Source organism: Arthrobacter sp. 05T420 (assembly GCF_056396305.1).
Window position 1 is genome coordinate 107563 of record NZ_JBFTLG010000014.1, and the last position, 24769, is coordinate 132331.

General features: G+C 67.0%; 23 protein-coding genes and 2 riboswitches. Of the genes, 6 read left to right on the forward strand and 17 right to left on the reverse strand.

From position 1 onward, the window contains the following. Window positions 1-50: 50 nt before the first annotated feature. Entirely contained in the window at window positions 51-338 is a 288-nt protein-coding gene (locus AC1DEM_RS14595; RefSeq protein ID WP_476885032.1) for a WXG100 family type VII secretion target, read from the forward strand. 13 nt (window positions 339-351) lie between these two features. Here the strand turns inward: AC1DEM_RS14595 and AC1DEM_RS14600 are convergent, their stop codons facing one another. The 6 genes from AC1DEM_RS14600 to AC1DEM_RS14625 form a co-directional block, all read right to left on the reverse strand. Beyond that, entirely contained in the window at window positions 352-1422 is a 1071-nt protein-coding gene (locus AC1DEM_RS14600) for an RNase H family protein (protein ID WP_476885033.1), read from the reverse strand. A gap of 143 nt (window positions 1423-1565) precedes the next feature. Beyond that, window positions 1566-3203, reverse strand: a complete 1638-nt coding sequence (groL, locus tag AC1DEM_RS14605) for a chaperonin GroEL (RefSeq protein ID WP_229993821.1) — start codon at window positions 3201-3203, stop codon at window positions 1566-1568. Window positions 3204-3498: 295 nt separating this feature from the next. Beyond that, entirely contained in the window at window positions 3499-4737 is a 1239-nt protein-coding gene (locus AC1DEM_RS14610) for an ABC transporter substrate-binding protein (RefSeq protein ID WP_476885034.1), read from the reverse strand. A gap of 101 nt (window positions 4738-4838) precedes the next feature. Then, on the reverse strand, window positions 4839-5042 hold the full coding sequence (locus tag AC1DEM_RS14615) for a cold-shock protein (protein WP_026266832.1): 204 nt from the start codon (window positions 5040-5042) through the stop codon (window positions 4839-4841). A gap of 159 nt (window positions 5043-5201) precedes the next feature. Further along, window positions 5202-5828 (reverse strand): LytR C-terminal domain-containing protein, encoded by a 627-nt coding sequence (locus tag AC1DEM_RS14620; RefSeq protein WP_476885035.1) that lies wholly within the window; start codon window positions 5826-5828, stop codon window positions 5202-5204. A gap of 93 nt (window positions 5829-5921) precedes the next feature. Then, window positions 5922-6263, reverse strand: a complete 342-nt coding sequence (locus AC1DEM_RS14625) for a DUF3263 domain-containing protein (protein WP_476885036.1) — start codon at window positions 6261-6263, stop codon at window positions 5922-5924. 133 nt (window positions 6264-6396) lie between these two features. Here AC1DEM_RS14625 and AC1DEM_RS14630 point away from each other — a divergent pair, with 133 nt between their 5' ends. After that, on the forward strand, window positions 6397-7203 hold the full coding sequence (locus AC1DEM_RS14630; protein ID WP_476885037.1) for a uracil-DNA glycosylase: 807 nt from the start codon (window positions 6397-6399) through the stop codon (window positions 7201-7203). A gap of 51 nt (window positions 7204-7254) precedes the next feature. Further along, window positions 7255-8094, forward strand: coding sequence for a siderophore-interacting protein (locus AC1DEM_RS14635; RefSeq protein WP_476885038.1), 840 nt, complete (start codon window positions 7255-7257; stop codon window positions 8092-8094). Between the two features lie 109 nt (window positions 8095-8203). Here the strand turns inward: AC1DEM_RS14635 and AC1DEM_RS14640 are convergent, their stop codons facing one another. Together AC1DEM_RS14640 and AC1DEM_RS14645 are read right to left on the reverse strand one after the other, a co-directional pair. Next, window positions 8204-9700 carry a threonine/serine exporter family protein gene (locus AC1DEM_RS14640; protein WP_476885039.1) on the reverse strand — a complete coding sequence of 499 codons (1497 nt, stop codon included), beginning with the start codon at window positions 9698-9700 and terminating at the stop codon, window positions 8204-8206. Between the two features lie 49 nt (window positions 9701-9749). After that, a complete protein-coding gene (locus AC1DEM_RS14645; RefSeq protein ID WP_476885040.1) occupies window positions 9750-10823 on the reverse strand; it encodes a lipid II:glycine glycyltransferase FemX in 1074 nt (357 codons plus the stop codon). A 114-nt stretch (window positions 10824-10937) separates the two neighbouring features. Here AC1DEM_RS14645 and AC1DEM_RS14650 point away from each other — a divergent pair, with 114 nt between their 5' ends. Then, window positions 10938-11504: a TspO/MBR family protein gene (locus AC1DEM_RS14650; protein WP_476885041.1), complete on the forward strand. Its 567-nt coding sequence runs from the start codon at window positions 10938-10940 to the stop codon at window positions 11502-11504. 36 nt (window positions 11505-11540) lie between these two features. Here AC1DEM_RS14650 and AC1DEM_RS14655 read toward each other — a convergent pair whose 3' ends face one another. From AC1DEM_RS14655 to AC1DEM_RS14680, 6 genes are all read right to left on the reverse strand, one after another. Further along, window positions 11541-12953, reverse strand: coding sequence for an L-serine ammonia-lyase (locus AC1DEM_RS14655; protein WP_476885042.1), 1413 nt, complete (start codon window positions 12951-12953; stop codon window positions 11541-11543). A gap of 159 nt (window positions 12954-13112) precedes the next feature. Further along, the gene (gene glyA, locus AC1DEM_RS14660; protein WP_476885043.1) at window positions 13113-14438 is read right to left on the reverse strand and encodes a serine hydroxymethyltransferase; all 1326 of its coding nucleotides are present in this window, start codon (window positions 14436-14438) and stop codon (window positions 13113-13115) included. Next, a complete protein-coding gene (gene gcvH / locus AC1DEM_RS14665) occupies window positions 14435-14818 on the reverse strand; it encodes a glycine cleavage system protein GcvH (protein ID WP_476885044.1) in 384 nt (127 codons plus the stop codon). The genes glyA and gcvH overlap by 4 nt, the downstream gene beginning before the upstream one ends. A 633-nt stretch (window positions 14819-15451) precedes the next feature. Beyond that, the gene (gcvT, locus tag AC1DEM_RS14670) at window positions 15452-16600 is read right to left on the reverse strand and encodes a glycine cleavage system aminomethyltransferase GcvT (RefSeq protein ID WP_476885045.1); all 1149 of its coding nucleotides are present in this window, start codon (window positions 16598-16600) and stop codon (window positions 15452-15454) included. Between the two features lie 12 nt (window positions 16601-16612). Next, entirely contained in the window at window positions 16613-19534 is a 2922-nt protein-coding gene (gene gcvP / locus AC1DEM_RS14675; RefSeq protein WP_476885046.1) for an aminomethyl-transferring glycine dehydrogenase, read from the reverse strand. A gap of 39 nt (window positions 19535-19573) precedes the next feature. Further along, window positions 19574-19688: riboswitch (glycine riboswitch) on the reverse strand. Between the two features lies 1 nt (window position 19689). Then, a riboswitch (glycine riboswitch) is annotated at window positions 19690-19788 on the reverse strand. A 230-nt stretch (window positions 19789-20018) separates the two neighbouring features. Further along, window positions 20019-20558 carry a TetR/AcrR family transcriptional regulator gene (locus AC1DEM_RS14680; RefSeq protein WP_476885047.1) on the reverse strand — a complete coding sequence of 180 codons (540 nt, stop codon included), beginning with the start codon at window positions 20556-20558 and terminating at the stop codon, window positions 20019-20021. Between the two features lie 68 nt (window positions 20559-20626). Here AC1DEM_RS14680 and AC1DEM_RS14685 point away from each other — a divergent pair, with 68 nt between their 5' ends. Then, complete coding sequence (locus AC1DEM_RS14685; RefSeq protein ID WP_476885048.1) at window positions 20627-22201, forward strand: MFS transporter; 1575 nt, start codon at window positions 20627-20629, stop codon at window positions 22199-22201. A gap of 79 nt (window positions 22202-22280) precedes the next feature. Here AC1DEM_RS14685 and AC1DEM_RS14690 read toward each other — a convergent pair whose 3' ends face one another. Both AC1DEM_RS14690 and AC1DEM_RS14695 read right to left on the reverse strand, forming a co-directional pair. Then, window positions 22281-22760 (reverse strand): Dps family protein, encoded by a 480-nt coding sequence (locus tag AC1DEM_RS14690; RefSeq protein ID WP_476885049.1) that lies wholly within the window; start codon window positions 22758-22760, stop codon window positions 22281-22283. 166 nt (window positions 22761-22926) lie between these two features. Beyond that, entirely contained in the window at window positions 22927-23745 is an 819-nt protein-coding gene (locus AC1DEM_RS14695; RefSeq protein ID WP_476885050.1) for a sigma-70 family RNA polymerase sigma factor, read from the reverse strand. A gap of 242 nt (window positions 23746-23987) precedes the next feature. Here AC1DEM_RS14695 and flgN point away from each other — a divergent pair, with 242 nt between their 5' ends. Continuing rightward, window positions 23988-24503 (forward strand): flagellar export chaperone FlgN, encoded by a 516-nt coding sequence (gene flgN / locus AC1DEM_RS14700; RefSeq protein ID WP_476885051.1) that lies wholly within the window; start codon window positions 23988-23990, stop codon window positions 24501-24503. Between the two features lie 14 nt (window positions 24504-24517). Here flgN and AC1DEM_RS14705 read toward each other — a convergent pair whose 3' ends face one another. Beyond that, the gene (locus AC1DEM_RS14705) at window positions 24518-24766 is read right to left on the reverse strand and encodes a carbon storage regulator (RefSeq protein WP_476885052.1); all 249 of its coding nucleotides are present in this window, start codon (window positions 24764-24766) and stop codon (window positions 24518-24520) included. Between the last annotated feature and the right edge of the window lie 3 nt (window positions 24767-24769).

The following is a 24769-nucleotide window of genomic DNA, read 5'->3' on the forward strand; positions in this document are numbered from 1 at the left end:
TGCTCCGCCGGGCCTGCGGCTGCCTCCCGACCATTTCGAGAGGCAATCCCATGAGCATCATCTCCGTCGATACGGAGCTCCTGCAGCTCAAGTCCGCCAACGTGCAGGCCACGGTGGAGCGGATCAGCGCCGACGTACAGGCCATGAAACGAGGGCTGGACGAACTCCAGGGCAGCTGGCGCGGCTCCGCGGCGACAAATTTCCAAACCCTGGTGGCCGAGTGGACGCTGACCCAGGGCAGGGTCGAGGCTTCCCTGGCGTCCATAAACCTCGCGCTGAATTCCGCCGCCGCCACCTATGCGCAGGCGGAACTGGGCAATGCGCAGCGCTTCACGTGAGCCTCTCGGGGCGTCAGGCTTCGGGTGTGCCCTGGTGGAAGCGCAGCCGCCATTGCGCGCCTTCAAGGACCCACAGGGAGCTCCGTAGGGCTGATCCCTCGCGGGTGTGGCTGCGGTAGGTCAGGAGCATGGTCTTCTCGCCCAGCCGGTCCGCGCCCAGCAGCTCGAGCTCCACGGGCCCGCCCGGGTTGTCCTCAAGGGACATCATCATGGCGTCGCGAGTCCAGAGCCGGCCGGAGCTGCCGATCTCGGTGAAGTCCGGATGGAGCAGGACGCCTGTGCGGCCCAGGTCCGCCCGGGTTTCCGGGCGGAGCAGTTCGCGCTCGAGGGACTCGACGACGGCTTCGGGGCTGGTCTCCGCCAGGGTCACGGCCGGTTCCTCTTCGAGTTCGCTGAAGAGGTCCGGTTCGTCGTAGCTCCCTGGTGCGCCAAAGAGTTCCTGCTGGCCGGAAGGCGCCGGGGCCGACTGCGCGCGGGTTGCGGCCTGCGCTGGGGCTGTCCTTGGGGCCGTCTGCTGGGTGGCCTGCGGCATCGCGGAACCAGCCTGGCCGGCCGGCGTCGTCTCGCCCTGCCGGGTCTGGTCCTGCTGTGCCTTGCCCTCCGGCGGCTGGCCCTCGGGCGTCCCGAACCCGGGACCCTGCCGGACCGCCACGCCCTGCTGGTACGCCGTGGCCGCTGCCCGGGCACGGACGTCGGCCGCTTCGTTGAGCTCGTGCCCGGCATGGCCCCGCACCCACTCGAAGGTGTACTTGCGGCCCACGAGCGCCTGGTCGATGTCCTTGAGGAGGTCCACGTTCAGAACCGGCTTGCCGTCGGCCTTGCGCCAGCCCTTGCGCTTCCAGCCCGGCATCCACTTGGTCACCGCATTGATGACGTACTGGCTGTCACAGAGGATCAGCAGGTCTTCCCCGGGCATGTGTGCCGTGGCCCGGAACAGGTCAAGCACCGCCATCAGTTCGCCCTGGTTGTTCGTACCGTGGGGCCACCCGCCGGCCCGCCAGCAGTCGTCGTTCACGTACCAGGCCCAGCCGGCCGGGCCGGGATTTCCTAAGGCCGAACCGTCGGCCGCTGCTGTAATCGTCACTGACCTATCCTGCCAGACCCTGCCGACACCCACCGCAACAACGGCGGAAGGTTGCTGGCCGGGGCTGCATTAAAGCCAACAGCGGCCCCACCCGAAGGTGGGACCGCCGTCGTCGAACAGCCGGTGGAGGCTAGCGCGGGTGGTTAGAAACCGCCCATGCCGCCCATGCCGCCCATGTCGTCGCCGCCGCCCATCTGGGCGCCAGCCTTCTCGGGCTTGTCGGCTACAACGGCCTCGGTGGTGAGGAACAGGCCGGCGATGGAAGCCGCGTTCTGAAGGGCAGAGCGGGTTACCTTGACCGGGTCGTTGATGCCAGCGGCCAGCAGGTCGACGTACTCGCCGGTGGCTGCGTTGAGGCCGTGGCCTGCGGGCAGGCCGCGGACCTTGTCCACCACGACGCCGGGCTCGAGGCCGGCGTTGAAGGCGATCTGCTTCAGCGGCGCGTCGATGGCAACGCGGACGATGTTCGCGCCCGTTGCCTCGTCACCGGAGAGCTGCAGGTTCGCGAACGCCTTGGCGCCGGCCTGGATCAGGGCAACGCCACCGCCGGCGACGATGCCCTCTTCGACAGCAGCCTTGGCGTTGCGGACAGCGTCCTCAATGCGGTGCTTGCGTTCCTTGAGCTCGACCTCGGTTGCGGCACCGGCCTTGATGACTGCAACGCCGCCGGCCAGCTTGGCCAGGCGCTCCTGCAGCTTCTCGCGGTCGTAGTCGGAATCCGAGTTCTCGATCTCGGCGCGGATCTGGGACACGCGGCCGGCGATCTGGTCGGCGTCGCCGGCACCTTCGACGATCGTGGTCTCGTCCTTGGTGACAACAACCTTGCGGGCCTTGCCAAGGAGTTCGAGTCCGGCGGTCTCAAGCTTGAGGCCGACTTCCTCGGAGATGACCTGGCCACCGGTGAGGATGGCGATGTCGGCCAGCTGCGCCTTGCGACGGTCGCCGAAGCCCGGGGCCTTGACGGCGACGGACTTGAAGGTGCCGCGGATCTTGTTGACGATCAGGGTGGCCAGGGCCTCGCCCTCGATGTCTTCGGCAATGATCAGCAGCGGCTTGGAAGACTGCATGACCTTTTCCAGGACAGCAACCAGTTCCTTGACGTTGGAGATCTTGGAGTTGACGATCAGGATGTACGGATCCTCAAGGACCGTTTCCTGGCGCTCGGCGTCGGTGACGAAGTAGGCGGAGATGTAGCCCTTGTCGAAGCGCATGCCTTCGGTCAGCTCCAGCTCGAGGCCGAACGTGTTCGACTCCTCGACCGTGATGACGCCTTCCTTGCCGACCTTGTCGAGGGCTTCGGCGATCAGGGCGCCGATCTCGTTGTCGCCAGCGGAGATGGACGCGGTGGCGGCGATCTCTTCCTTGGTCTCGATTTCCTTGGCGGACGCCAGGAGCTCGACCGTCACGGCGTCAACAGCCTTCTCGATGCCGCGCTTGAGGGACAGCGGGTCAGCGCCGGCCGCGACGTTGCGCAGGCCTTCCTTGACCAGGGCCTGTGCGAGCACAGTTGCCGTGGTGGTGCCGTCGCCTGCGACGTCATCCGTCTTCTTGGCAACTTCCTTGACCAGCTCGGCGCCGATCTTCTCGTAAGGGTCGTCCAGCTCGATCTCCTTGGCGATGGAAACACCATCGTTGGTGATCGTGGGGGCGCCCCACTTCTTTTCGAGGACGACGTTGCGTCCCCGCGGGCCGAGGGTGACCTTGACGGCGTCGGCGAGGATGTTCAGGCCCCGCTCAAGACCGCGGCGTGCCTCTTCATCAAATGCAATGATCTTGGCCATAACGGCAGTAGTCCTTTCGGGACAGTCGTTAAGAATGAACCTTCGCTGTGGTGCCCGCGACGGACGATCCCTACCCCGCGGCCTCTGTATGCCGCTGGGTCCGGGATCTCACCCCAGCAAGGTGTTCCTTTAGCTCCTGGACCGGCTGCCCCACTTCACGGCCGGGCGAACCGGGCGTCGTGTTAGCAGTCAGTGCGCTGGAGTGCTAAATCAATAATTAGCACTCCCCCGGGGAGAGTGCAAGCAGTGCCCGGCCCAAACCGCCCGCCACGCGGGCACAATACGCTAGGAGCGATCAGCCGCCACTGCTGCTGGCGCTCTCCGTGCCGGTCATTGTGGGCAGGTTGTCCTCGCCGTAGGTGTAGACCATGTAGTTCGCTTCGGTGATGTCCCCGTGGGAATCAAACTTGATCCGTCCGGACTGGCCGTCATAGTCCGGGCGCTTGCCCGCATGGAGGACGTCCACGCAGGCCTGGTAGCTCGTGCACGACTCACTCGGCGGCTGGCCGGCGGGCTGACCGGCGCCCGCGGCATTTCCGCCAGCTGCCGCCGTTCCGCCGGAGACCCCGACGAGGGATGCCGCAATGGAGGTTCCGGCGTCGTCTTCGGCCGCGGCGGCAGCGACGGCGGCGAGGATGACGGCGTCGTACGTCTCGGCGGCAAACACCATGTCCTTCAGCCCGGGGTCAACGGCAACAAGGTCCTTCTGGAAGCTGGCGGAGGGGAACACGCCGGGCAGGACCCCGCGTGCGCCCTCCAGCGCCCGCGTGCCCACTCCGGAGCCGTACCGGCTGACGGCCGCGTCGCTGAGGACAAGTTTTTTCCCGGCCAGACCGGCGTTGTTCAGTTCGGCGATGGCACCCTGCGCGCCGTCGCGTGAGACCAGGACGACGGCGTCGGGATTTGCGGCCTTGGCGGTGGCGGCAGCCTGCTGTGCCTGGCCGGGAGTGAACTCCGCGTCCGCCACGACGTCGAGCCCGGACTGTTTCGCCGCACCGGCGACGGCGGAGGCGACGACCTTGCCGTAGTCGCCTTCCTCGTGTAGCACGGCCAGGGTCTTGGCGCCGCCGTCTTGGGCCAGCTTGGCGAGGACGGAGGCCTGTGCGATGTCGGCCGCCGAGGTGCGGAAATAGTAGCCGCCGCTCTTGTAGTTGCTGAGCCCGCTGGCAGAGTTGGCCGGCGAGATGACGGCTACCTTGGCGTTGGCCAGCACGTCGATCGCGGCAGGGGCGCGGCTGGAATCGGTCGGACCGATGACGACGTCGGCTTTGCTGGCGACCAGCGCTTTCGCCTGGGCAGCCGTGTCCGTGCTGATGGTTTCCGGTAGCAGCTCCACAAGCTTGCCCTTGTGGCCACCGGCCGCGTTGATCTCCTTGACGGCGAGTTTGGCGGCCGCCAACTGTGGGGCGTTGAGGAAGGCCTGCCGCCCCGTGTTGTCCAGGATCAGCCCTATGCGCAGGGTGCCGTCGCCGCTGGCGTCGGCGCTGGCCACGCGGGCGCTGCCTGCAGGTCCCAGGCAGCCCGTCAGGGACACGGCCGCGAGTGTGCCAGCCACTAGGGCGCGGCGCAGCGGCAAAGTTCTTCCTGGGCGACCTGCCGCGTCCCGCGGGGCGTTCTTAACGAAAGCAAGTGCCACTAGGCGGGCCGGACACTTTCAGCCTGCGGGCCCTTTTCGCCCTCGCCGACTTCCAGCTCCACCCGCTGGCCCTCGTCCAGGGCGCGGTAGCCTTCCCCGACGATCGCGGACCAGTGCACGAAGACGTCGTTCTCGGAACCGTCCACGGTGATGAAGCCGTAGCCCTTCTCGGCGTTGAACCATTTGACGGTTCCCAGTGCCATGGTGTCCACACTTTCAGCTAGCTTGCGTGCGGCCCACCTCGATGTGCGCCGCGGACTGCGAAGAGAAATCCGCAGATACTGTACCCACAGCGTCCCTCAGGAACGCCGACGGCGGGCAGGTCCGCCGTCGAATAGTTATTGAGGCGTAACCGGAAATGACTACTGGAAGCCGGGTCCCAGCACAACGACGAGGGGCAAGTTGAACTCGGCGGAGTCCACGAGCGTGTCGATGCCCAGGAGCGTTCCGAGCGCCTCGGCATTGCCCTTTTGCTCCACGCCGTTGTAGAAAATCACCGACGTCTGCTGCGGGACACCGCCCCAGTTCCCTGTCTGGCCGACGGTCCAGCCGGCAGAGCTGACGGTGCCGCCGACGCGGGTGGCGAGGCCAGCGGTGGTGGTCCCGTTGTAGATCGTCACCGGCTGCGCCTTGTCCACACCGGCGGCTGTGGCGCTGGGCGTCGCTGAAGGCGTTGCCGACGGCGTTGCGCCGGCGGGTTCCGGGCTCGTCTGCGCGGGGCTGGGGCTAGCAGGGCTCGATGCGGACGCGCTGCTGCTGGCAAATGCTGACGCGCTGTCACCGGCTGTCACGGCCGCGGCCTGGCCTCCGGAGAAACCAAGCTTCGGCAGGATCAGAAAGGCAACCAGGCCAATGGCCAGGGCCACAAAGCCGGCCGCCAAGATGGGCGCCAGGCTCCGCCGGCGTGATCCGGCGACGGCCCGGTGGACACCCTGCCGGGTAGAGGTCTCCGGGACCCGATCAAATTCATCCCGAGCGTATTTGGTCATGGTGAAACGACGTCCTTGCTGATTTCATACGGGGTGCCCGAGGCCGGAACGGACGCAACAGGACGTGCGTATCCGGCTGCTCGTGACGCTACTTTACGAATCTGTTCCCAGACGGCGGGCAGTGCGGGCACGTTGGCGTGATGTACGTAGTCTACGCAATCTCTTGACCAGCATGGGATCGTGGGCCAGAGCGTCCTCGGTGTCGATGAGGGCATTGAGGATCTGGTAGTAGTGCGTGGCGGACAGATCGAACAGCTCGCGGATGGCCTGTTCCTTGGCCCCCGCGTACTTCCACCACTGCCGCTCCAGGGCCAGCATCTGCTGGTCGCGGACGCTGAGCGGAGACTCCGCAGACACCCCACCCAGGTCCCCGCCGGCAGCGGGGAATCCGGCGGAATCCTCCGCGGGCACGTGCTCTTGCGCTGTTTCGGCCACGGCACACTCCTGGTTGATTCCGAAAAAACTTGCTGGTTCCGGTAAGAGTCCGGTAAAAGTCAATCCCATGCTACGGCCGAATAACAGGGTTGTCATTTGGCGGGGTGCCGGAGCGGACGGCAGTTGCGGAAGAATGGGGGCTGTGTCCAATTCCGAACTTCCCTCCGAATCTAATTCCGACGCGCTGTTCGAGCTGGAACCCGAAGCCGCAGACGGCATCCGGTTCGCGGACCTGGCGCACCGGCCGCTGACCGAGCTGGTCGCTCCGGACTGGGCGGAAGCGCTGGCACCGGTCGAGGCACAGTTGCGGGAGGCGCTCACCTTCCTCGCCGGCGAAATGGCCGCCGGGCATGGTGTGCTGCCGTCGCCGCCAGACCTGCTGCGGGCCTTCCGCCAGCCGCTCGCCGGTGTCCGGGTGCTGGTAGTAGGGCAGGATCCCTATCCGACGCCGGGGCACGCCGTAGGGCTGTCCTTCGCCGTGGACGGCGCCACCCGGCCGATCCCCCGCAGCCTGGCAAACATCTACAAGGAACTTCAGGCCGATCTCGGCGTCCCGCCGCGCGTCCACGGGGACCTTAGCCGCTGGTCGGAGCAGGGCGTACTGCTGCTGAACAGGGTGCTCAGTGTCCGGGCAGGCGCGGCTGGCTCGCACCGGAACAAGGGCTGGGAGGCTGTCACAGCGGCGGCCATCCGGGCAGTCGCGGACCGCCCGTCCGCCTCCGGCGCTGGCCGCGCTCCCCTTGTGGTGATCCTGTGGGGGAAGGATGCCGAATCCGTGCGGCCGCTGCTGGGCTCCGCTGCCGTGATCGCCAGCGCCCACCCCAGCCCGCTCTCGGCCTCGCGCGGGTTCTTCGGATCGCGGCCCTTTAGCCGAGCCAACGCCCTGCTGCAGGAGCAGGGCAACGGGACGGTCGACTGGGAACTGCCGCCGCTGCCGTAACAGGCTTCCATCCGGAGCTCCCGGCCAGGGTTCTTGGTTAGGCTTAGCTGCATGACTTCCGTCCCCGCCGCCACCACCGCCACCCGGAACTCGCGTCCCCAGACCGACCTGACGGTCCTGCGCAGAGAACAACTTTCCCCGCACATGGTCCGGATCATCGCAGGCGGACCAGGGTTCGCCGGGTACGTCAACAATGACTATGTGGACCGGTACGTCAAGATCGTCTTTCCGCAACCCGGTATCGAATACCCGCAACCGCTGGACCTGTGGGCCGTCCGGGAAGCGATGCCGCGCGATCAATGGCCGCACACCCGGACCTACACGGTCCGCTGGGTGGACGCGGCGGCGCAGGAACTGGCCATCGATTTCGTGATCCACGGCGACGAGGGCCTCGCTGGCCCCTGGGCGGCCGCCGCCCAGCCCGGCGATCGCCTGACCTTCACTGGCCCGGGCGGCGGATACAACCCGGATCCGGCGGCGGACTGGTACCTGTTTGCCGGCGATGAGTCCGCCCTGCCGGCCATCGGCGCCGCGATCGAATCCCTGCCGGAGGATGCCCGCGGCCTGGCCCTGCTCGAGGTGGACAGCGACGCCGACATCCAGCCCATCGCCGGACCGGCCGGCGTCGAACTGCGCTGGCTCCTGCGCGGCGGCGTCCCCGCCGGAGAGAGCGAACTGCTGGTCACGGCCGTGCGCGATGCCGAGTGGCCTGAGGGGCGGGTGCAGGTCTTTGCCCACGGCGAGCGGGGCTACATGAAAGGCCTGCGGGAGGTTTTTTACGTGCAGCGCGGGCTGGAGCGGGCGCAGGTTTCCCTCTCGGGCTACTGGGCCAGGGGCCGCATGGAGGACGATTTCCAGGCGGAGAAAAAGCTCCCCATCGGCAAGATCTAACGGCGCAAGATCTAAAACGTTAGATCTAACGGCGCAAGATCTAAGAGCGCCAGATCCAGCCACAAGATCTGGCGTTACCAGGTCCAGCGGCTAGATCCCTCCGGACTACCTAGCGGCGACGGGCCCTGCGCCGCTCGTTGCTCGCCAGGCTCCGCGTCAGCGGCCGCGCCAAGGTGTCACCGAGCACGATGCCGGCGGCGACACCGAGCACGATCGCCCCGGCGTTGAGCATCCCGCCGGCGCCCATGAGAATCTCCGATTCCTCGATGGTCAATACATACATGGACCGGAATATAGTGAGCCCGGGGAGCAGGATCAGGGCTGCGGGGACGGCCACGACCAGCTGGGGAGCGCCCATCCGGAGGGCCACCACGCGGGCCAGCAGGCCAATCACCACAGCCGCGACGGCCGGTGCGAAGCGGGACCCGATGCCCAGAGCATCACCGCCGATCAGGACCAGATAGCCCACCACCCCCACGGCCGCCGTCGGCAGCAGCAGCGTCCAGCTGGTCTGTTCCGTTATGCCGATCATCAGCACAGCGATGGCGATCATGATGACCACGGCCCACCACGGATATGCCGGGGGGAATGTTTCGGTGACATTGATCGCCTTCATGCCGGTCATGTCTCCGACAACGAAGCCGACGGCAATGCCGGCGACGAGCGCACCGAAGGTTAGCATGGTGGAGACGAAACGGCCGGCCGCCGTGACCGGGAAGCCGTTGATCGCGTCCTGCACCGAGGAGACGAGCCGGCCGGTCGGCAGTAGCAGCAGGATTCCGCCGACCACCACGATGGCTGGCGGAATCTGGATTCCTACCATGCCGCCGAAACGCCATAACAGCAGGGCGATGAAAGTGACCAGGAAGGAACACGAGGCTGTGACGAAGAAGTCAGGTGTGCGCCACCGCCCCAGTTGCCTGGCCAGCAGGCTGACCATGAGGTTGGAGACAAAGGCGACGGCAGAGGCTCCGAGGTCGCCGCCGAGAACACCGACGAAGACGGCCGAGAACACGCCGAATGCCACAGTGACCATCCAGCGCGGGAATGGCTTGGAACTGTGGGTGATTTCGTCGAGCCGGCGCACAGCCTCCTCGCGTCCCACGCCGCCGGAGACGATGTCCGTGACGAGCTGGTGCACCTTGGCCAAGCCCGCGTAGTTGTTGGTCCAGGACCGCACGACACGAAGCAAGGTTATGGGCGTCTGGTCCTTGGGGGCATAGTTGATGGCCACCGACTGGTTGGTGATGTCCACTTCGATGTTCTTGAGTCCCAGGGCGGCCGTGATGGCGATGATGCTGGTCTCGACTTCCAGGGCTCCGGCGCCGTACCGGAACATCGATTCCGCCAAATGCAGCGCGAAGTCGATCGTCTTGCGGGCCGAGGCGTCGACGCCGCCCACCTGGATCATCGGGTTCGCATAGGGGCTGCCGGCGAGCCGGTCCACGATGCTCATGGGCGCCGTGGGCGGGTTCTCGCCCTGGACCAGCCTGCGCAACATGCGCTTCGCGGCCGCGTTCTGGCGCACCTCCACGGGCGACATCGGCTGCGTCCGGGGCAGGCCGTCCGTGGGTGGCCTGCGGTGGCCGTCGATTCCGTTGTTCATTCCGGCCTCCTCACTGTCCAAGGCTGTCCTTGATTGTGTTTGTCTCGGGTTAGTAGAACTGTTGGCCCGTGCGCCGGGTGTAGAGCTGGCGTGCCACGCGCTCCCCCGCCGTCATCCAGGCTTTGTATTTCAGCGGGCTAAGGACCTGGTCGTAACAGCCGACGAAGTCGGTCACGGTCTTGCTGAAGCTGGTTTTGAAAAGGCCCAGCCCATGGAACGGGTTGGATGTGTCCTTGAGCTTGTCGCTTGGCGGGGTGCCGCAGAAGTCGTATTCGGTGCAGCCGAGTTCCTTGACCTGGTTGATCGCAGTCCACTGCACGAGGTGCGAGTCGCCGTACTGGCCGCGCTTCTGCAGGGAGCCGCCGTCCTTGTACGTTCCCTTGCGGCCGTAGTTGATCACGAACGCGCCAACTGAGGGCACGCCGTTTTCGTACACGAACATCAGCCTGCCTTGGTCACGGGCGAGGAAGTTGGTCCAGAACCGGCGGTAGTACTCGTACTCGCGCACCCGGACCTGGGATTTGGCTTCCACCGTGGTGGTCATCAGGGCATACATGGCCCGGAAGTTCTCTTCCGTGGGCTCCGCGTTGTGGACCTCCACGCCCTCGCGGATGGCGCGGCGCACGGCATTTCGGCCCCGGGAGTGGAGATTGCGCAGCAACTGGTTTTCCTCGGGCGCAATATCGAGCAGCGCCGTGGAGTCGTTGGGCTGCAGGTTGTGGGTCTTGACCAGACCCGCCCCTTCGAGGATCCGCACGGCCTCGTCCGAGAGAATGATGTCCGGCTCGATCTTGATCGCAAAGACGCCCAGCTTGGCCTTTTTGACGAAGTCCGCGTTCGCCGCGGCGATCCCGGGGATGTCATCGACGGACGCCACGTCGGGTCCCTTGATCAGGTACCAGAGCTTGCCGAGAAGCGGAAACGACTTCTCGAGGACCAGGTTGTAGCTCGTGTAATCGGCCGACTCATAGACCAGGTGCAGTGGCTTCCAGCCAAAGTGCTGCTTGACCTCGGCGAACGCTTCGGATTGCAGGAGATTGCCGCCGTTGGGGTTCGCGGTGACGAGGGCATCCCAGCTGGCAATCTCCTCGGCAGAGGCAAAGCGGGCAGTGAATTCACGCAAGGGTGCGGTATCCAATCATTGCGGTACGAGCTTCGGCGGCATGCGGACATGCAGCCCCAAGTCTATCGGTCCGCACCCTGCCGCCGGTCCCGGCAAGGCGGTTACGCTGGTCTCATGCAGGCTCAGCAACAACCACTGGAAGGCCGGCCCGGGGCACCCGGCGGCCGCTCGCGGGGCGCCGGCAGCGGCTTCGGCGCCGGCTCCCAAGTCGTCGCGCTGCTCCTGTTCCTCGGCGCGTCGGCGCTGGTTGCGGCCCTCGGCGGCCTGGCCACGGCCAACCACGTCAACGGCTGGTACGCCACGGCCGACACAGCACCCTGGTCGCCACCAAACTGGGTCTTCGGGGCGGTCTGGACGGTCCTGTACGTCGCCATGGCAGTCGCGGCGTGGCTGGTCTGGCGCAGCCGCGCCGCGCGGTCCAAGACGGCCCTGACAGCCTACGGCGTGCAGCTGGTGCTGAACTTGCTCTGGACTCCGGTCTTCTTTGCCCTCTACCCGGTGCTCGGGACGCCGGCGCTGTGGATCGCGTTCGGGATCATCGTGGCATTGGCCGTGGCCGTGGCCGTGACGGTGGTGCTTTTTGGTCCGATCAGCCGGACGGCAGGACTGCTGATGCTGCCCTACCTGTCCTGGATCGTGTTCGCATCCTCACTGAACCTGTGGGCGGCGCTGCACAACTGATGGCGCCATTCAGCGCCACCCGCCTCGATCAGCTCCCTAGCACTCCACGACGTTGACGGCGAGGCCGCCCATCGCGGTTTCCTTGTACTTGGAGCTCATGTCCTTGCCGGTTTCGCGCATGGTGACGATGACCTCGTCCAGGGAGACCCGGTGGGTGCCGTCGCCCCAGAGGGCCATCTTGGCGGCGTTGATGGCCTTCGCCGCGGCGATCGCGTTCCGTTCGATGCACGGGACCTGGACCAGCCCGCCGATCGGATCACACGTCAGGCCCAGGTTGTGCTCCATCGCGATTTCCGCGGCGTTCTCCACCTGTTGGGGGGTGCCGCCCATGACCTCGGCCAAGCCGGCGGCCGCCATCGAGGACGCCGAGCCGACCTCGCCCTGGCAGCCGACCTCGGCACCGGAAATCGAGGCCTGCTCCTTGTAGAGCACCCCGATCGCGCCGGCGGTGAGCAGGAACTTGAACACAACGTCGTCGCGGTCGGCCTGGGTTGCCTTGTCCATGCCGGGGGCGAAGTGCAGCGCGTAGTAGAGCACGGCCGGGATGATGCCCGCCGCGCCGTTGGTGGGCGCGGTGACCACGCGCCCGCCCGAGGCGTTTTCCTCGTTGACGGCCAGTGCGATCAGGTTGACCCATTCCTGCCAGTACTTCGGATCCCGGTAGTCGGGGTCCTGGCCGCGGGTTTCCTTCATGAGCCGCTCATGCCAGTCCGGGGCGCGGCGGCGGACCTTGAGCCCGCCCGGGAGCAGGCCCTCGCGCTTGAGGCTGACCTCGACGCAGCCTTCCATCACCGAGTAGATGTGCAGCAGCCCGTCGCGGATCTCGGCCTCGGTGCGGGAGGCGCGCTCGTTGACCAGCATGATCTCACCGATCGAGAGGCCCTTGGACTGGCAGCGGCCCAGGAGTTCGGCGGCCGTGCGGAACGGCAGCGGAAGTTCCTTCTTCGATTCCGCGAGTTCCTTCAGGGCCGCGTCCTCCTCACCCTCGCGGACAATGAAGCCGCCGCCGACGGAGAAGAACGTGGCCTGGTGCAGGGTCTCGCCCGCGGCGTCCGAGACCGTGAACGTCATGCCGTTGGTGTGCCGGGGCAGGATGGTCAGCGGCCGCAGGACCATGTCCTTCACCCCGTACGGCAGGGCCACTGATCCGGCCAGCTGCAGGGTGCCGGTCCCGGCGATCGTGGCCAGCCGGTCCTCCACTTCCTCGGGCAGGATCTGCTCGGGGTGGAAGCCCTCAAGTCCGAGCAGGATGGCGGTCATGGTGCCGTGCCCGTGGCCCGTGGCAGCCAGGGAGCCGTAAAGGTCCACCCGCAGCGACGCCACCTCCGCCAGCTTGCCGAGGGACTTAAGTTCCTCGGCAAAGACGGCCGCGGCCCGCATGGGCCCCACGGTGTGCGAGCTGGACGGCCCAATTCCGATGGAAAAGAGGTCGAAGACTCCAACAGCCATTGTCGGTTCCTAACTAGGTCTTGCTGTGGCCCGGCAGAGGGTCTTGCCGGAAGGCGGTGCGGCCGCAGGTAGGCGGCAGTCCCGCCGTTGCACGACGCCGGGCGACGGCTTGTGGCCGCGGCCCGCCCGGCGTCGTGTCTTACTTCAGTCATACGTCGCTTAGGCGAGGTTATCAACCGAGGGGTAGAGCGGGTGGGCGGCGGCGAGGGCCTCCACCCGGGTGCGCAGGCCGGACAGGTCCGCGCCGGCGTCGGCGATCAAAGCCGCCGCGATGATGTCCGCAACCTCGGCGAAGGCTGCCTCGCCGAAGCCGCGGGTGGCCAGCGCCGGGGTGCCGATGCGCAGCCCGGAGGTGACCATCGGCGGACGCGGATCGAACGGGACGGCGTTGCGGTTCACGGTGATGTCGATTTCCGCGAGGCGGTCCTCGGCTTCCTGCCCGTTGAGCTCGCACTCGCGCAGGTCCACCAGGACCAGGTGCACATCGGTGCCGCCGGAGATCACGTTGATCCCCTTCGCGGTCACGTCCGGCTGGACCAGACGCTCCGCGAGGATCCTGGCACCGGCCAGGACCCGCTCCTGGCGTTCCTTGAACTCCGGGGACGCAGCGATCTTGAACGCCACGGCCTTGCCGGCGATCACGTGCTCCAGCGGCCCGCCCTGCTGCCCGGGGAACACCGCCGAGTTGATCTTCTTGGCAATGTCGGCGTCGTTGGACAAGATGATCCCGCCGCGCGGACCGGCGAGGGTCTTGTGGGTCGTGGACGTGGTGACGTGGGCGTGCGGGACCGGGGACGGGTGCAGCCCGGCCGCCACCAGTCCGGCGAAGTGCGCCATGTCCACCATCAGGTAGGCGCCCACCGAATCGGCGATCCGGCGGAACTCGGCGAAGTCCAGCTGCCGGGCGTACGCGGACCAGCCGGCCACGATCAGCTGTGGCTTGTGCTCCAGGGCCAGGCGCTCGACCTCGGCCATATCGATCCGGTGGTCCTCCTCGCGGACCTGGTACGGGATGACGTTGTAGAGCCGGCCGGAGAAGTTGATCTTCATCCCGTGCGTCAGGTGCCCGCCGTGCGCCAGGTTCAGGCCCATGATCGTGTCGCCCGGACGGATCAGGGCATGCATGACCGAAGCGTTGGCCTGCGCGCCCGAGTGCGGCTGCACGTTCGCGTACTCCGCACCGAACAGGGCCTTCACCCGGTCGATGGCGAGCTGTTCGATCACGTCAACATGCTCGCAGCCGCCGTAGTAGCGCTTGCCCGGGTAGCCCTCCGCGTACTTGTTCGTCAGCACCGAACCCTGCGCCTGCATCACAGCCCTGGCGGTGTGGTTCTCCGAAGCGATCATCTCCAGGCCGTCCCGCTGTCGCGTCAGCTCGGCATCGATCTTCACGGCGATCTCCGGATCCAGCACCGACAGGTCCGCGTCCAGACTCGCCGAAACGACCTGCTCAAACGCCACGGTCCCGGTCACTGCCCCGCTCACAGTTCGCCGCCGTTCTTGGACGCGTAGTCCTCTGCCGAGAGCAGCGGGCCATCCGATGCGGCGGCGACTTTGAACAGCCAGCCGGCGCCGTAGGGGTCGCTGTTGATCAGCGAGGGGTCATCGACGACGGCGGGATTGGTTTCGGTGACCTCGCCCGTGACCGGGGCGTAGAGGTCCGAGACGGACTTGGTCGATTCGACCTCGCCGCAGGTCTCCCCCGCTGTCACCGCGGTGCCGACCTCGGGCAGGTCCACGTAGACGATGTCGCCGAGGGCGTCCGTGGCCACGGCGGAGATGCCGATGGACACAACGTTCCCGGCCTCCCGCGCAACCCATTCGTGCTCGTCGGAGTACTGCAGTTCAGGGGCAACTTTTGCCATGTGTTTTTCCTTTACGTTTGAAAGTCGTGGGCTACATCAATTGTGGCCGGGTTACGCGGCGGGACTGCTCGGGTTGGGTGGCGGATGAGGCAATTCCTCCGCGTGCTCGGTCGCGAAAAGCGCCCGCTGGGCGGACGCGTCGCTCCCTTAGACGCACGCTTCCGGAATCCCCTCACCCGCCGATATTCAGTTCAGTTCTGGACGCCAACAGTTTCGAAAAGACACCTGTCCCGGAAGAAACCGTGGCCGTTCATATTCTTCTAGGGCCTGGCTACATCTTGGCTTTAAGAGTGTCATCAAGCTCAACCCCCAATGATCGAGCTTGGGACAAACCAGAGCCGCGGTAGGCCGTATATCCCCCAGCACCTTGGCTTTCGAAGGCGCTTCCAGCGGTGCCTTGTACGGGAGGTGAGTTGAACCCGAGGTGAGCAGGGCCCCTTAGGGCCCGACATCCGGCAGCATGCTCCCCGCCGACCCCCTAACCTCGCAAGCTCGGTCAGGGAACCCGGACAGCGTGGGCCCCTTCGGGAGCGTCACGTCCGCTCAGCGGGCGTCTTCGCGACCGAGCATGCAGAGGATGTCGGGCTCGACGGGCTAACGCAACCTTTTGTCACGCAGCCCCGGCCCGGGGGGCTACTTTTGGCGCTTGTAGAAGGGCAGTGCGACCACTTCGAAGGGCTCGGCCTTGCCGCGGAGGTCGATGTCCAGGGCGGTGCCGGGCTCGGTGAGCTCGACGTCGACGTAGGCCATCGCGACCGGGTAGCCGAGGCTGGGGCTGGGCTGGCCGGAGGTCACTTCGCCAACGACGTTGCCGTCCTTGAGGACCGGGTAGTGGCCGCGGCCAGCCCGGCGTCCGAGGCCCTTGAGCCCGACGAGCTTGCGGCCCGTCGTGGCGCCGGCGCCGGCTTCCTTCTTGGCGGCCAGTGCGGCCTTGCCGATGAAGTCGCCTTCCTTGGACAACGCGACGACGGGGCCCAGGCCGGCGGCGAACGGATCGCCTTCGAGGGAGAGCTCGTTGCCGTAGAGCGGCATGCCGGCCTCGAGGCGGAGCGAATCGCGGGACGCCAGCCCGGCGGGGGTCAGCTCGCCGTCTTCGGCGATGGCGACGAGCGCCTGCCAGAGGGCGGCGGCGTCGTCGTTGGCAACGAAAATCTCGAAGCCGTCTTCACCGGTGTAGCCCGTGCGGGCCAGCAGGAGGTCCTGGCTGGCGCCGCCGAACATGAAGGGGACTTCCACGGCGGCGTAGTACTTCAGACCGGTGACGAGTTCGTGCTGCGCGGCGGGAACCAGGCGCAACAGGATCTCCTGGGCCTTGGGACCCTGGACCGCGATCAGCGAGGTCCCGGCGGAGGCGTCCTGGACCGTAACGTCGAACCCGCCTTCTTGGGCAGAACCTGCCCGCTCAGCCATGGCTGCTGCGACCACCCTGGCATTGCCCGCGTTGGGGACCACCAGGAACTTCTGCTCGCCACGGCGGTAGGTGATGAGGTCGTCGATGATGCCGCCGTCCTCGTTGCAGATCAGCGAGTACTTGGCCTTGCCAATGGCCATCGCGGAGATCTTGCCCACGAGGGCGTAGTCCAGGAATGCTCCGGCGTCCGGGCCGGTGACCCAGACTTCGCCCATGTGGGAGAGGTCGAACAGGCCCGCGGACTTGCGGACGGCGTGGTGCTCGGCGAGTTCGGAGCTGTACTTCAGCGGCATCTGCCAGCCGCCGAAGTCCGTGAAGGAGGCGCCGAGCTTCTTGTGCTCTTCGTACAGGGCCGTGTAGTTCTCAGTCATCGTTGGCTGTCCCTAGTTGTCAGAGGTGGGGTTGGCGGAGTCGTCGGAGTGGACTGCTGTGTCTTCTTCGAAGGCTTCGAGGGGAGGGCACGAGCAGATTAGGTTGCGGTCCCCGGCGGCGCCGTCGATGCGACCGACCGGCGGGAAGTACTTGTCCTGCCGGAGCGTGTGGACCGGGAACACGGCCTGTTCGCGCGGGTATTCGCGGGTCCAGTCCGTGCTGATGACGGCAGCGGCGGTGTGCGGGGCATTGCGCAGCGGGCTGTGCTCCACGGTGAAGTCGCCTTTGGCCACCTGGTCGATCTCGGCGCGGATGGCCACCATGGCCGTGATGAAGCGGTCGATCTCGCCCAGGTCCTCGGACTCGGTGGGCTCCACCATCAGGGTGCCGGCCACCGGGAACGCGAGGGTGGGGGCATGGAAGCCGTAGTCGATCAGGCGCTTGGCCACGTCCTCGGCGGTCACGCCGGTCTTGGCCGTGAGGTCGCGCAGGTCCAGGATGCACTCGTGGGCCACGAGGCCGCCCTCGCCGGTGTAGAGCACCGGGAAGGAGTCGTTCAGGCGCGCCGCGATGTAGTTCGCCGCGAGCAGCGCCGACTTGGTGGCCTCGGTGAGGCCCTGGCCGCCCATCAGCTTCACGTAGGCCCAGGAGATCGGCAGGACGCCGGCGGAGCCGTAGCGGGAGGCGGAGATCGGGGTGCCGTCGGCACCGTTGGCCGGGTCCGCAGCATTGCCCGGCATGAACGGGGCCAGGTGCGCCTTGGCCGCGACCGGGCCAACGCCCGGTCCGCCGCCGCCGTGCGGGATGCAGAAGGTCTTGTGCAGGTTCAGGTGCGAGACGTCGCCGCCGAACATGCCCGGCTGGGCCAGCCCGACGAGGGCGTTGAGGTTGGCGCCGTCAATGTAGACCTGCCCGCCCGCGGCGTGGATCGCGTCGCAGACCTCGCGGACGTCGGCGTCGTACACCCCGTGCGTGGACGGGTACGTGATCATGATGCAGGACAGCGCGTCCTTGTTGGCCTCGATCTTCGCGGACAGGTCCGCGTGGTCGATCGTGCCGTCCGAGGCGGTGGCCACCACGACGACCTTCATGCCGGCGAGCACCGCGGAGGCCGCGTTGGTGCCGTGGGCGGAGGCCGGGATCAGGCAGACGTTGCGCTGGGCCTCCCCGCGGGAGTGGTGGTAGCCGCGGATGGCCAGCAGGCCCGCGAGCTCGCCCTGGGAACCGGCGTTGGGCTGGATGGAGACCTGGTCGTAGCCGGTGATCTCGGTCAGCTGGGCTTCGAGGTCCTCGATCAGTTCGCGCCAGCCGGCGGTCTGGGATTCCGGGGCGAAGGGGTGGATGGAGGCGAACTCCGGCCAGGAGATGGCTTCCATCTCGGCCGTGGCGTTCAGCTTCATGGTGCAGGAACCGAGCGGGATCATGGTGCGGTCCAGGGCCAGGTCGCGGTCCGAGAGCCGGCGGATGTAGCGCAGCAACTGGGTCTCGGAACGGTGCGTGTTGAACACCGGGTGCTGCAGGTAGTCGGAGGTGCGTTCGACGGCGGGGTCGAGGCCAAACGCAGTGTCAGTGCCTGCAGTCGTGTCAGTCACGGACGCGCCAAACGCGGCGATGACATCCGCGACGATTTCCACGGTCGTGGCCTCATCTGCGGAGATGCCGACGGTGTCGGCGTCGATGGCGCGCAGGTTGACGCCCTTGGCGTCGGCGGCCGCGATGATCTCTGCCGCCCGGCCCGGGACGGAGACGGTGATGGTGTCGAAGAAGGAGGTGTGCAGCACGTCAAGGCCGGCGGCCTTCAGGGAAGCGGCGATGGTCTTGGCGTGGACGTGGACGGCCTCGGCGATTGCCTTGAGGCCGTCCGGGCCATGGTAGACGGCGTAGAAGGAGGCCACGATGGCCAGCAGCGCCTGGGCGGTGCAGATGTTGGACGTGGCCTTCTCGCGGCGGATGTGCTGCTCGCGGGTCTGCAGCGCCAGACGGTAGGCCGGGACGCCGGCGTTGTCCTTGGAGACACCCACCAGGCGGCCGGGCATGGAGCGCTCCAGCCCCTTCTGCACGGCCATGTAGGCGGCGTGCGGCCCGCCGAAGAACAACGGCACACCGAAGCGCTGGGCGGAGCCGACGGCGATGTCCGCGCCCTGCTCGCCCGGGGCCGTGATGAGAGTCAGGGAGAGGAGGTCGGCGGCGACCGTGACGAGGGCGCCGCGTTCCTTGGCGTCGGCGATCACGGCCGTGTGGTCAAACACGCGGCCGGAGACGCCCGGCTGCTGCAAGACGACGCCGTTGATGACGCCCTCGGGCAGGCCCCTGGAGAGGTCGGCGACCTCGACCTCGAAACCGAGGGCTTCGGCGCGGCCCTTGACGATGGCGATGGTCTGCGGGAGGCAGTCGGCGTCGAGGACGGTTTTGCCGTCGTGAGCCGTCTTGTTCTTGTTGGCACGGCGCATCATCAGCACGGCCTCGGCGACCGCGGTTGCTTCGTCCAGCAGGGAGGCGTTGGCGATCGGCAGGCCGACCAGGTCCTGGACCATGGTCTGGAAGTTCAGCAGGGCCTCGAGCCGGCCCTGGGAGATCTCCGGCTGGTACGGCGTGTACGCGGTGTACCAGGCCGGGGCCTCGAGGATGTTGCGGCGGATCACCGGCGGGGTGAGCGTGTCGTAGTAGCCCTGGCCGATCATCTGCACGGCGGTCTTGTTCTTCGCGGCCAGCTTGCGCAGCTCCGCCAGTACCTCGACCTCGCTGAGGGCGGCGGCGAGCGCGAGGTCGGAGTCCTGGCGGATGTCCTTCGGAACGGCGGTGTCCACCAGGGCGTCGACGGTGTCGTAGCCGACAGCCTTCAGCATGGCGTCGACGTCGGCCTGGCGGCGCGCGCCGATGTGCCGGTCAACGAAGGACGTGGAGGCTGGGGTAACAGTCACAAGGAACTCCATAACTCAGGCGGCGCAGGGTACGCCACATTGATTCGGGTTCCTCCCCGCTCTGTATTGGACCTGAGAGTTTCCGCGCAGCCTAAGTTTCAGGGCTCCGCTTGCACCGTCGGTGAGCACAGCATGTCCGGGACACGCCTGCTACTTTCCAGAGATGCCTTGCCGCGGCGGTACATGGGCCTGAGAGATTCCTGGGGAGGATTTGCTCCTACGGCGCCTGCTTGTACCTACTTGCAGGACTCTCCCGCCGCAGATCAAAGGCGTATTCAATTGGGGGTGACAACAGTCACAGCTCTCATTGTCCTATGCCGGGCGCGTGTCCGCAAACTCCCGGCGACCGGCGCACCCAGGTTACGGGCGAGGAGCCGCGCCGGGTGGGTCCGCGAACGCGAATTCGCCGGACAGCTGCGGGGTCGCCGTAATTTTCCGGCGAAAGCCGCATGCTTCCGGCGAGTTCGGCGCGGCTTCGCCGGGGAGGGCGCCGGTGTTAGCGGCGCAGCCGCTCGACGGCGGCGAGGAGGCTCTCGACCTCCGCCTCGACCTCCGGAAGGGGTCCGCCGGGGCCCCGGCCCAGCATGGCGTTGAAGTACAGCCCGTCCCCCATGTACAGGACGGCCTTCGCCATGGCGGGTCCGACGTCGGCCGCCAGCAGTTCCAGCCAGCCCGCCTGGGCGGCGGCGAAGCGGCGGAGGGTCTCCCCGTGCGCCACTTCGGCGAGCCTCGTCGCCGCCACGAACACCCGGTCCATGGGCGTGTCCGCCCACACCGAGGACTTGATGAAGTACACCGCCGCCCCTTCCGGGGCCGCCGCCATGGCGGCAACATCCGCAGCCAGATGCCGGTCCAGCCGTTCCAGCAGGACCGCGATCATCGCTTCCTTGGTCGGGAAATGGTAGAGCAGGCCGCCCTTGGAGACGCCGGCCCGGCGCGCGACGGCGTCCAGTGTCGCAGCGCGTTCACCGACTTCGATGAGCAGTGCTTCGAAGGCATCGAGTACGGCCTCGCGGGCGACAGGTTTCCTGGGCATGCCTCCCATCATGCCTGCCCGCACGCCCATTTCTTAACTGTACCGTCCAGACGGTATAGTTACGTCCTATGAGCCTCCCATCCATCACCGCCGTCACCAGCACCCCGGCGGCCACCGGCCCCCGCGCCCCGTGGCGCGACTGGGTGGCTCTGGCCCTGCTGATGTTCCCCGTCCTGCTCGTGGCCGTGGACAACACCGCCCTGACGTTCGCCCTGCCGGCCATCGCCACCAGCCTGGACGCCTCCGGTGTCGGACTGCTCTGGATCGTCGATGCCTATCCACTGGTCCTGGCCGGACTGCTGGTGGCGATGGGCTCCCTGGGCGACAGGATCGGCCGGCGCCGCCTGCTCTTCGTGGGCAGCGCAGGTTTTGCCGCGGTGTCGGCCGCCACGGCATTCGCACCGAGCGCCGAATGGCTGATCGCCGGCCGTGCCGGGCTTGGCCTCTTCGGTGCCATGCTCATGCCGTCCACGCTTTCCCTGATCCGCAACATCTTTCCGGAGCCCAACCGGCGCAGGCTGGCTGTGGCGATCTGGGCTGCAGGCTTCTCCGGCGGCGCCGCCCTCGGCCCGATTGCCGGCGGCTGGCTGGTGGAACACTTCTGGTGGGGCGCCGTCCTGCTGGTCGCGGTGCCGATCATCCTGCCCCTGCTGCTGCTCGGTCCGGCGCTGATACCGGAATCCCGCGACACGAAGCCCGGGCGCGTGGACGTGCCCAGCATTGTGCTGTCGCTGCTGGTCATGGTGCCCGTTGTCTACGGGATCAAGACCCTCGCCACCCACGGACCGGCACCAGAGGCGTTCGCAAGCATCGGAGCCGGCCTGCTCATGGGCTATGTGTTCATCCGGCGGCAGCGCGTACTTGCCCGTGGGGAGGGTACGGCGCCGATGCTCGATGTCAGCCTCTTCGGCAACCCGGTCTTCAGCACGGCCATCATTGCCAATGTCCTGGCGCTGTTCTCCTTCAATGGCTTCATTCTGTTCCTGGCCCAGCACCTGCAGCTGCTGGAGGGCCAGTCCCCCTCGGCCTCCGGGGTCGCCATGGTCCCGGCCCTCATCGCCACGGTTGTTGCGGGGCTGCTGGTGGTGCCACTGGTGCGAAAGGTGCGGCCTGGCTTTGTTGTGGCCGGCGGGCTGCTGCTGAGCGCGGCGGGCTACTTCCTGGTGGCATTTGGCGACCACAGCCACGGCCCGTCCCTGCTCCTGGCCGCACTGATGGTTCTCTGCCTGGGCGTGGGCGCCGCGGAGACGATCTCCAATGACCTGATCCTGGGCGCTGCGCCTGCTGACAAGTCAGGGGCCGCCGCGGCCATCTCCGAAACCGGCTACGAAGTGGGGTCCCTTCTGGGCACGGCGATCCTCGGCTCGATCCTGACGGCCTCCTACCAGGGCAACCTCCGGCTCCCCTCGGGCGTGGCCGAGCTCGCCCCGGCCGCGGCCACCAGCCAGGCCGGTGAAACCCTCGCCGGCGCGGTGGAGCTCGCCCGGATGCTTCCGGCTCCCCTGGCGGAAGCAGTAACGGCGGCCGCACGCACGGCCTTCGACTCCGGGGTCCACGTCACGGCGTCAATCGCGCTGGTCCTGATGACCGGGGCCTGCGTCCTCGCCGCCGTTGTCCTGCGGACGGTGCCGAAGGCCAAATAGCTTAGACAAAAGCGTCCGGCGCCGGGAGAAACCCGGCACCGGGCGCTGCTCTTTTGTTAGGAGCGGACTGGTGGGAGCCCTACTTCTTGTCCGGAGTGGTCACGCTGGCGTTTGCCCGCATGGTCTCGGCATTCACCATCCAGGCATACTGCTCAAGCTTGGCAATGAACGCGTGCAGGAGGTCAGCGGTGGTGGGGTCTTCCTCATCCACTTCATCGTGCACTTTGCGCATCGTGCCGACGGCCGCCTCGAGGGCCGCGACAATCCGCTCGATGGCGTCCTTCGTGTTGATCAGGCCGGTGGGGAACTCGGCGAGTGCCGTGGACTTGGAAACCGTGGAACTGCGGCCATCCGGCAGGGCGTGGAGGGCGCGCATGCGCTCGGCGAGGTCGTCCGCGAATTCCCGGGCGGCGTCGACGATCTCGTCCAGCTGGAGGTGCAGGTCCCGGAAATTAGTCCCAACGATGTTCCAGTGCGCCTGCTTGCCTTGAACGTGGAGTTCGATCAGGTCCACTAGGACCGCCTGCAGGTTGGCCGTCAGTGTAGGTGTTGCTTTCATGCGTCCTCCTCGATAGAACCGGTACCTTGCGGGCCGCGGGCGCCACTTGCAGGCACCCCGGCCGATGCTTTCGACGCTACCGCAGGGCAGCGACCGGCCGCGACGGTTCGGGGAGAAATTTCTCGGTTAGCTTACTAAGTCGGCTTACTAACCGTTTCGGGGAGGCTTAGACTGCCTCGTTGAGAGCCGGGCCGCCAGTGAACACGGCCCGTGTGATGCCGCCGGAGGTGGACTGGGAGAGCTGCGTGAGGTAGTCGTTGCGGCGCCTCGGGGTAATCCTGGACTGAGGTTCGAAGGCCTGCTCGGGGTCGTCGGCGTAGTGTGCGGTCAGTCCGTCGCGCATGAGCCGGATGGCCTCCGAACGCTGCTGGGACACCGCCGCATGCGTGGATCCGAGTTCCGCGGCCAGGTCTTTGACCGTCCGGTCGCCGAAGTAGATCTCCTCCACCACGTAGCGCATCCGTTCCGGGAGGGATTTCACGGCGGCCCGCAGGTACTGGAGCCGTTCGTCAGCGAGCACGGAGTGTTCCGGTGTGAGCGTTTCGGCGGCGAGGGTATCCACCACGGCCTCGTCGAGGGGCGTCAGCGTGCGCGAGGCATCCGCGAGTGCGGCCTCCACAACGCTTTGCTGGACACCCAGGGCGGAGGCGATCTCCTCCACTGTGGGGGTGCGGCCCAGGGCGGACGCCAGGGTTTCCTGCACGGACATGGTTTCCTTGATCCGCCGGCGGGCGGAGCGGGTGGCCCAGTCACTGGCCCGCATCTCGTCCGCGAAGGCGCCCAGGATGCGCCGACGCGCGAATGCGCCGAAGGGCACCCCGAGGTCAGGGTCGAACGAATCGGCCGACGTTATCAAGGCAATAGCACCGGCCGAGGCCAAGTCATCGCGAGAAAGGTGTGACGCTTTCGAGCACAAATCTGAGACGAGATACCCCACCAGCGGAAGGTGCTGCGTGACCATCTCGTTGCGTTCCACGCGATTCACTACTGTGTCCCCCCATGAGACCGGATCCGAAGGGTCCTAGACCCTTAAAACGCCGAGAGCCGCACCCAAACCGACCGGTGCTCCCCCCATTGGAGTCAGCGTTCGCAAGTAGGGCGCAGCACCCATGGAGGAAACTTATCACCTGATCCAAGGTCTGCGTGTACCCTCAGGGAAAAGCTTGGCAAAAAATGCGGTGACCGTCCCAAAGCTGTGATTCACGGGGCGGAAAGAGAATGGGGCCAATGAGCGCAAGCGATCTCTCCGCGGCACTGTGGCAGGAGCGGCGGCACTTGGAGTTACTGCTGTTCAGGCTGGAAACGCAGCGTCTGCACATCGTGGCCGGAAATCTGGAATGGCTGAACTTCATGGCCTCCGAGATTGAAACCGTACTGGACCGCCTGCGGTTCGAAGCCTTGGCCCGGAGTGTTGAATCTGCCGCTGTGGCGGCCCTGTGGGGCCTGCCGGCGCAGACCACGCTCGTCGAACTGATTGCTGCCGCACCCGCCGGGCCTTGGTCCGAGATCCTGCGCGAGCATCTGGAGGCCCTGCACGCACTCCTGGCCCGGCTTGGCGAGGCCGCCCGTGTTAACGAAGAGGCGCTGCGGACCCTCCCCCTGCCGGGACGCCCAGGTCCGGCGGGGACGGCAGGGCTGCTGGATCAGCTCACCACGGGCGGAAACCTGGAGAGGTCCGTGGCTGTGGTGCGACGTTCAGCCCAGCCGCTCCTGGCCCAGTATCTGGGCGGGGACCAGGACTGATCCGGTGCGGTTCCTCAGCCCTCGGCGGGAGTGGGGCGCGGGGGAACGAGCCCGCGCAGCGCGTCCTCGGCGTCAGGGCCAGCTTCCGCCGCCGCGAGGTTTGCAGCCGCGATGGCTTCGATGACTTCCCGGCGCTGGATGGGCACACCGCGGGGTGCCTCAATGCCTATCCGAACACCGTCGCCGCGCCCTTCCAGAACCGTGATGACGATGCCGTCGCCAATCATGATCTGTTCGCCCGGCTTGCGTGTAAGTACCAGCATCCT

Coding starts and splice junctions, on each gene's coding strand:
- AC1DEM_RS14595 (WP_476885032.1), top strand. CDS start 51: ATGAGCATCATCTCCGTCGATACGGAGCTCCTGCAGCTCAAGTCCGCC.
- groL (WP_229993821.1), bottom strand. CDS start 3,203: ATGGCCAAGATCATTGCATTTGATGAAGAGGCACGCCGCGGTCTTGAG.
- AC1DEM_RS14615 (WP_026266832.1), bottom strand. CDS start 5,042: ATGGCACTGGGAACCGTCAAATGGTTCAACGCCGAGAAGGGCTACGGC.
- AC1DEM_RS14620 (WP_476885035.1), bottom strand. CDS start 5,828: ATGACCAAATACGCTCGGGATGAATTTGATCGGGTCCCGGAGACCTCT.
- AC1DEM_RS14630 (WP_476885037.1), top strand. CDS start 6,397: ATGGGGGCTGTGTCCAATTCCGAACTTCCCTCCGAATCTAATTCCGAC.
- AC1DEM_RS14635 (WP_476885038.1), top strand. CDS start 7,255: ATGACTTCCGTCCCCGCCGCCACCACCGCCACCCGGAACTCGCGTCCC.
- AC1DEM_RS14640 (WP_476885039.1), bottom strand. CDS start 9,700: ATGAACAACGGAATCGACGGCCACCGCAGGCCACCCACGGACGGCCTG.
- AC1DEM_RS14650 (WP_476885041.1), top strand. CDS start 10,938: ATGCAGGCTCAGCAACAACCACTGGAAGGCCGGCCCGGGGCACCCGGC.
- AC1DEM_RS14655 (WP_476885042.1), bottom strand. CDS start 12,953: ATGGCTGTTGGAGTCTTCGACCTCTTTTCCATCGGAATTGGGCCGTCC.
- gcvH (WP_476885044.1), bottom strand. CDS start 14,818: ATGGCAAAAGTTGCCCCTGAACTGCAGTACTCCGACGAGCACGAATGG.
- gcvT (WP_476885045.1), bottom strand. CDS start 16,600: ATGACTGAGAACTACACGGCCCTGTACGAAGAGCACAAGAAGCTCGGC.
- gcvP (WP_476885046.1), bottom strand. CDS start 19,534: ATGGAGTTCCTTGTGACTGTTACCCCAGCCTCCACGTCCTTCGTTGAC.
- AC1DEM_RS14680 (WP_476885047.1), bottom strand. CDS start 20,558: ATGCCCAGGAAACCTGTCGCCCGCGAGGCCGTACTCGATGCCTTCGAA.
- AC1DEM_RS14685 (WP_476885048.1), top strand. CDS start 20,627: ATGAGCCTCCCATCCATCACCGCCGTCACCAGCACCCCGGCGGCCACC.
- AC1DEM_RS14690 (WP_476885049.1), bottom strand. CDS start 22,760: ATGAAAGCAACACCTACACTGACGGCCAACCTGCAGGCGGTCCTAGTG.
- flgN (WP_476885051.1), top strand. CDS start 23,988: ATGAGCGCAAGCGATCTCTCCGCGGCACTGTGGCAGGAGCGGCGGCAC.
- AC1DEM_RS14705 (WP_476885052.1), bottom strand. CDS start 24,766: ATGCTGGTACTTACACGCAAGCCGGGCGAACAGATCATGATTGGCGAC.